The sequence below is a fragment of the Streptosporangium sp. NPDC006007 genome, from assembly GCF_040614315.1.
GTDB lineage: Bacteria > Actinomycetota > Actinomycetes > Streptosporangiales > Streptosporangiaceae > Streptosporangium.
Genome location: NZ_JBEXUG010000011.1, coordinates 157,330 through 164,484 on the forward strand (window position 1 = coordinate 157,330; position 7,155 = coordinate 164,484).

Sequence of the window (7,155 nt, forward strand, 5' to 3'; positions counted from 1 at the left end):
TCAGGGCGTCAGGGCGTCAGGGCGTCAGGGTGAAGACGACCTTCCCGAACACGTCGCCCCCGTGCAGGGCCGCGAACCCCTCACGAGCCTCGGTCAGCGGGAGCACCCGGTCGATCACCGGGCGGGCTCCGGTCTGCTCCAGGAATCGGGCCAGCCTGGCAAGCTGGTCACGGGTGCCCATGGTCGAGCCCATCACCGACAGTTGCAGGAAGAAGACCCGGTTCAGGTCGGCGGGCGGTACGGCGCCGCTGGTCGCACCGGAGACCACGATCCGGCCCCCGGGGCGCAGCGCCTTCAGCGAGTGGTCCCAGGTGGCCTGGCCGACGGTCTCCATCACCGCGTCGACCCGCTCGGGGAGCCGGGCTCCGCTCTCGAAGACCTGGTCGGCTCCCAGGGCGAGGGCCCGTGCCCGCTTCTCCTCCGACCGGCCGGTCACCCAGACCCGGTAGCCACCCGCCCGCCCCAGGGTGATGAGCGCGGTGGCCACGCCACCGCCCGCCCCCTGGACCAGCACGGTCGAGCCCGGCTCCAGCCCCGCCCGGTCGAACAGCATCCGGTAGGCGGTCAGCCAGGCGGTCGGCAGACAGGCCGCCTCCTCGAAGCTGAGCGCGGCGGGCTTGGGCACCAGGTTCCGCCGGGGCACGACCACCCGCTCCGCGAAGGTGCCGTCGTACACCTCCGACAGCAGGGACCGTCTCGGGTCGAGCGTCTCGTCGGCACCGCTGCCGAGCACCGAGTGCACGATGACCTCGTTGCCGTCCTCGTCGAGCCCGGCGGCGTCGCAGCCGAGCACGATCGGCAGCCTGTCCTCACGGATGCCCACCCCCTTGAGCGTCCACAGGTCGTGGTGGTTGAGCGCGGTGGCCCGCACCGTGACGGTGGTCCAGCCGTCGGGAACCTCCGGTTCCGGGCGTTCACCGAGCGTGAGCCCGGTGAGAGGGTTGTCGGGATCGATCCGCGTGGCGGTTACGGCGAACATGGCCGCACCCTACGCCCCCGGCCGGGACCACTCCGAGGTGGTTCGCCCCGCACCTGCCGGGGGGTGTCCTCCACTCCTCAGCCTCCGGATCATCGGTCCGCTCCGGGCGACCTCGGCGAGCGCGCCTACCAAGCGCGTCACAGATGAGATCCGACATGTCACCGCTTTGCGACATTCGCCAGCGCGGCGGAGAGGGCAGGGGTCGGACGACCCCCGCCGCGGCCGGGGCCTCTGTCCCGTTCCAGAAACCCCGGCTCCAGGCACGCAGGACGACGGGTTGAGGTCCTCGACGCGTTTCCAGGTGCCGCGACACCGGTTGCCGGCCTGCTCTGATCTGCGGAAACACTTGCCCGGCACATCACGGAAAGCAGATGTTCGCCCGATGGGGCCGCGCCGTGAGGGGCCGCCCCCGGCCGTTCGCCTCGATCGCCCGCCGGGCGGATGATTCACCCGATGACCAACCGGCCGCCCGGCCCACCGTCCGCCCGGACGGCCGGCGCGACAGGAGCGCGACCGGACAGGGGAACCGCCCAGATGGAACGGTCCCCCTGCACACACCCGCCCCGGCCCCTCCAAAAGGGGCCGAAATCGCCGCTTTTCGGCGCGACTAGAAGGAGAAAACCACCCCGGTCGCGGCGTACAGCGAACAGGCGTTGCCGTAGGTCTGCTGGAACCGGATGAACCGGCCGTCCCAGACACCGGTCGCGGTCACGGTGACCGGGTCATACTGCATCGTGCAGATCACGTCCGGCAGCGGCGTGAGCTCGGCGGGGTTCCCCCTGACGGGGATCAGCGCCTCACACGCCCCGTACGGGTCCGGATGTGTGCCACGCGGCGGATCGCAACTGAGCAGGGCGTGCCGGGCGACGGGCACCGGCCTCTCCCCGTACGCGAAGCTCAGCACGAGCGCCTTCAGCCGCCCCGACGGCTTGACCTGGGCCGGCTTGACCTGGAGGGGCTTTCCGGGGAAGGGATGCCACGGCGAGGCCGGGTTCCTCCCGGGCAGGTCAGGGTCCCGTGGCGGCGGCTGCGAGGCGGCGGCGGCCGTACCTGAGAGGAACAGAAGCCCGGCCGCAGCCAGGCAGAAAAGACGTCGCATGCAATCCCCCGAGTTTCGCGTGACGCCGAGTGCCGCTCACCCTCTCGCAGCCGCCCCGCCCCGGCAACGACCGACGCTCCTGTTTTCGCAGGTCATGGCCTTGTCGAGCCCGTACCCCCGCCCCCCGCCAAGCGCGGGTAGATCAGACGCCGCCACCACCCTTCCGGTTCCCCCGGTTTGGTAACGAAATGATATCGGTCCTGACGCCCACTCATTTTGTACCGTTTTAATCATTCTTGGCCTAGTACGGTCTCGACTTGTCTCTTTACGCAGCGTGGATCGCGTCCCGAGTGATCCACGACAAAGAAGGAGCTAGATTGAACGTCCGAGCCAAGCGCCTGGTCCTCCCCCTCGGAGGTGCCCTCGTGGCCACCTCCATGATCGGCGCCACCCTCACCACCTCCGCCCAGGCAGACCCCGACCTCAAGACGGGGACCCTGGCCGAGTCCGGTAACGCGACGGCCATCGCGGGCTACTGGACTCCCTCCCGGCTGAAGTCGGCGAAGACCTACGTGTCGGAGTCGACGGTCTCGGCCAAGCTGAAGTCCGGCGGCTCCCAGATCGCCGCCGACGGCAGGCCCGGCGTTGTCGCCCCGATCGGCGAGCCGGGCAAGAGCGCGGGCAAGTCGAAGAACCTGAACCTGCCCATCACGGTCGGCAAGGTGTTCTTCCTCGACGACAAGGGGCAGGAGCGCTGGTGCTCCGGCACCTCGGTCCAGTCGAAGTACCGCAACCTGGTGGCCACCGCCGCCCACTGCGTGTACGACACCGACACGAACAAGCCCTACAGCAACTTCGTGTTCATCCCCGGTTACTACAAGGGCAAGGCCCCCTGGGGCGTCTACGTCGGCTCGAAGTTCAACACGCACTACGACTTCGACGTCTACGAGGACTACGACTACGACTACGCGTTCGTCAACGTCTTCAACGGCATCAAGCAGACCGGTGTCAAGGAGGTCACCGTCCCCGAGTACGAGTCCGCCAAGGGCTTCAAGTACACCGAGGACAAGGAGATCTCCCAGAAGGAGTACGAGGCCGGCATCGACCGGTACGGCGAGAAGGGGCCGTACTGGAAGAAGTCCGCCGACCCCGACGTCTCGACGATCGGCAAGCCCGACGACGCCGCGCAGTACATCGAGGAGTACGTCAAGGACGGCCGGGGCGGCGTCAAGCTGACCGCGGTCGAGGTCGGCGAGAGCACCTACAAGGCCGCCCCCACCGGCCTGGACAACAACACCAAGTTCGAGCGCTTCAGCGACGACAAGGGCAAGGTCGCCATCAGCCAGCAGCAGTACCAGCAGCTGGTGAAGGACAAGGGTGACGGCAAGTTCCTCGGCAAGCTGGAAGCCACCAAGGACGTCAACGGCAACGAGATCGCCTGGTACAAGACCCAGTACTTCGTCAAGAAGTGGGTCAAGACCACGGTGAAGGAGCTCTACTTCTACACGAAGTTCTACGTGGTGCTCCTGGCCGACGCCGGCCGGCTCGGCGACAACGTCGGCGGCCAGGGCTTCACCTGGAACCAGAAGTCGGGCAAGAAGGTCTTCACGTTCGGCTACCCGGCCTTCGCCCACCTGGACGGCGACAAGCCCTACAGCGGCCACACCATGAAGTGGTGCTACGGCAAGACGGGCGCCGCCCCGGCCGTGCCGCAGTACAAGGCCGAGGATCAGCAGGCCATCAAGTGCGCCTTCACCCCGGGCGCCAGCGGCGGCCCGTTCCTGCTGCAGTACAAGAGCAGCAAGCGGACCGGCTACCTCAACGGTGTCGTGAGCCTGACGCTCGACAGTGACAAGAACGGCCGCTACGACCGGGTCACCACGCCGTACTTCAACGGCGAGACCTACGGCATCTACAAGTACGCCGCCAACCTCTGGACGGGGAAGCTCCCGGCCTAGGGTATTGACGTCGTGACCGTGGGGAGGCCGCTGTTTTCGGGCCTCCCCACTTCGCGTTTTGACGGAGTGCTTATGCTCCGCAGGGCAGGCTTTTCAACAAAAGTGCCAAAGAAGATCAATCTAGCGACCTGCCCAAAACTAAGTTGATCTGGAAAAATCACCCTTTACGACCACGATCCGGCTCTTGATCCAGAAGGAAACACGCCTCATGTCCCCCCGCGTGCCGCGGTTCACGGCCACACTTGGCGCCTTCGTGGCCGCCTGTGTGCTCGCGATGTCCGCGTCCGCCGGGAGCGCGAGCGCCGGCGTCCGGAACACGGTGGCCGGCAGCATCACGTCCATCACCCTCACCAAGAACAGCGCGGACATGAAGCGGATCGCGGAGTACTGGAGCCCGGCCAGGATCAAGCAGGCGCAGGACAACAACCCCGCCACGCCCGAGGTCAAGCCCAGCGACGGCGGCAGCACCGCCTCGGCGTCCCCCGTCCCCTCCGGCACGGCCGCCGCGGCGGCGGCCGGTGGCGAGGCGGCCATGACGACGGCCTACAGCTCCACCAGGAAGACCGCCCCCGTCATCAGGCCCACCCTCCCGACGAAGAGACCCCCGATCGGCGGCACCCTGCCCGGCACCGTCGGCAAGGTGTTCTTCAAGATCGGGGACAAGGAGTACTGGTGTTCCGCCTCGGCGGTGACGTCCAAGAACCGCAACCTGGTCGCCACGGCCGGACACTGCGCCTACGAGGCCAAAGAGGGCAAGCACGCCGACTACTGGATCTTCATCCCCGGATACGTCCAGGGCAGGACCCCCTACGGCATCTACGTCGGCCACTCGCTCAACCTGCACGAGAACTTCACCGCCAAGGGCGACTACGACTACGACTACGCCTTCGTCACGGTGCACGACGGATTCGTCTGGAAGCCGGGCAAGTCCCCGAACACCTACGAGATGGAGTCCGTCGGCACTCTGGAGGACAACGTCGGCGGCCAGGGCCTGTCGGTCAACCGCGGTGTGGGCCTGTCGGTCTTCGCCTTCGGCTACCCGGCGGCCCCCCACATCGACGGGAGCAGGCCGTACGACGGGCAGAAGATGCTCTGGTGCGACGGGCGGACCTACCGTACGAGGGCGCCCACCCGCCTGGTCGAGATGGGCATCTCCCTTGGCTGCACGTTCACCGCCGGGGCGAGCGGGGGACCCTGGCTGGTCGGTTACGACACCCAGCGCGGACTCGGCTACCTGAACGGCGTGAACAGCTTCGCCTGGGACACCGACGCCGACAAGAAATACGACCGCATCTCCTCCCCGTACTTCATCCAGTCGACCTACGTGGTCTACCAGTACGCCGAACGCCAGAGCACCACCTGACCTCACAGGCACCTTATGGGTGCCTTAAAAGAGGGTTAAGGCACCCATATATGGCGGTTCACCCGACCCATGACTGCATAGGTTCTTGGCGTCCCGTGATTCCAATGCCTGCCCACATCGCAGCGCAAGGAGCAGTCTTGAAGCGCATCCTCCTCCCCGTCGGCGGCACCGTCCTCGCCGGCGGTCTGCTGGCCGCCGGTCTGGCCGGTACCGCCCAGGCCGCCCCGGACTGGGCGACCGACCCGATGGCCGCCAACAACGCCGCCGCGGTGTCGGTCGTCGACTTCTGGAGCGCGTCCAACAACGCCGCCCTCAAGAAGGCCACGGCCTACTACCACGACACCACCCCCGCCTCCTGGAAGTCCGGCGGCGGCTACTCCCCCGACGGCAAGCCCGGCTCCGTGGTCCCGATCGGCGGGGAGAAGGCCGCTTCGGCGAAGGTCAAGAACATCAACCTGCCCAGGACCATCGGCAAGGTGTTCTGGGTCGACGCGAGCGGCCAGCCCAAGTGGGCCTCGGCCACCTCGATCCAGTCGAAGTACCGCAACCTGGTCGCCACCGCCGCCCACAACGTCTACGACACCGCGGGCACCGGCGACCCGAAGGTCCTCGACAAGTGGGTCTTCGTCCCGGCCTACTACCAGGGCAAGGCCCCCTACGGCATCTACGTCGGCAAGACCGCGTGGACGCACTACGACTTCGACGTCTACGAGGACTACGACCGCGACTACGCGTTCGTGACCGTCTACAACGGCGTTCTCAACAACGGCCAGAAGCAGGTCACCAAGGCCGAGTACGACGGCTTCACCGGGCCGAAGTGGACCGCGGGCGGTCACTACTTCATCGGCCTCTCCAAGGACGCCGGCCGGCTCGGCGACAACGTCGGCGGCCAGGGCTTCACCTGGAACCAGAAGACCGGCCAGAGCGTCTACGTCTTCGGCTACCCCGAGGGCCCGCACCCCGACGGCGACAAGCCCTACACCGGCGTCACCCCCAAGTGGGTGTACGGCAAGACCTCCGGCAAGGTCTACGTCTCCGCCGCCGAGAAGGTGGAGGAGCACGTCGGCCTCAAGGGCGCCCTCACCCCCGGCGCCGACGGTGGCCCCTGGCTCGTCAAGTACAACAACTCCAAGCGTCTGGGCTACGTCAACGGTGTCACCAGCCTCTTCGGTGACCAGGACAAGAACGGCCGCTACGACCTGATCACCTCGGCCTACTTCGACGGCGAGACCGCCGACATCTACAAGAAGGCCGCCAACGTCTGGTCCGGCCGGATCGTCGGCCCGAACGGCGAGCTCTACAAGTAACGCACAAGCAGGAGCAGTAAGCCCTTCACCCCCCTCTGCTCCACGGCGTGGGGCCCGGCACCAGCCGGGCCCCACGCTTTTTTGCCGGGCGCTAACGGACCTCGCACGGACCGGGGATCCGACTTCGAGTTGACTGTGGGGCTGTTAGACGTAGTTCAGCCCAATTTCGTGCCACTAGATCTATGTGATCTGCGTCACACAAACCGTGGCCGGGGTGCGCTGGATCACCCCTTACGGGGCTGTCGTTTTTGGGTCGTTCCTAGAGCGATCTGCAAAAACAGGACAGATATCCATGAGCATCGCGCCAGCCAGGTGGGTCCCACAGCTCTCTGGAGCACTCCCAAGGGGTTGACCAGCCATTTTACTGATCGAAGCGACTTCCGGCTTTCAAGATCAACACTGTATGTTCTGGCCATCCCTTTACTGACGCATGGGACGCAAGAAGCGTTCCACATCAGACCAAGGAGTTTCCCTTGAAGCGCATCCTCCTCCCGGCCGGTGGCGCCGTT

General features: G+C 66.7%; 5 protein-coding genes. 3 read left to right on the plus strand and 2 right to left on the minus strand.

The features are described from left to right. Window positions 1-16 precede the first annotated feature (16 nt). Both ABZ194_RS11980 and ABZ194_RS11985 read right to left on the minus strand, forming a co-directional pair. Complete coding sequence (locus ABZ194_RS11980) at window positions 17-979, minus strand: zinc-binding dehydrogenase (protein ID WP_355595128.1); 963 nt, start codon at window positions 977-979, stop codon at window positions 17-19. Window positions 980-1,586: 607 nt separating this feature from the next. Continuing rightward, a complete protein-coding gene (locus ABZ194_RS11985; protein WP_355595130.1) occupies window positions 1,587-2,078 on the minus strand; it encodes an SSI family serine proteinase inhibitor in 492 nt (163 codons plus the stop codon). Window positions 2,079-2,395: 317 nt separating this feature from the next. Between ABZ194_RS11985 and ABZ194_RS11990 the strand changes: the two genes are divergently transcribed. From ABZ194_RS11990 to ABZ194_RS12000, 3 genes are all read left to right on the plus strand, one after another. Then, on the plus strand, window positions 2,396-3,976 hold the full coding sequence (locus ABZ194_RS11990; RefSeq protein WP_355595132.1) for a hypothetical protein: 1,581 nt from the start codon (window positions 2,396-2,398) through the stop codon (window positions 3,974-3,976). Window positions 3,977-4,184: 208 nt separating this feature from the next. Then, complete coding sequence (locus tag ABZ194_RS11995) at window positions 4,185-5,339, plus strand: serine protease (protein WP_355595134.1); 1,155 nt, start codon at window positions 4,185-4,187, stop codon at window positions 5,337-5,339. Between the two features lie 137 nt (window positions 5,340-5,476). Further along, on the plus strand, window positions 5,477-6,646 hold the full coding sequence (locus ABZ194_RS12000) for a hypothetical protein (protein ID WP_355595136.1): 1,170 nt from the start codon (window positions 5,477-5,479) through the stop codon (window positions 6,644-6,646). Window positions 6,647-7,155: the final 509 nt, after the last annotated feature.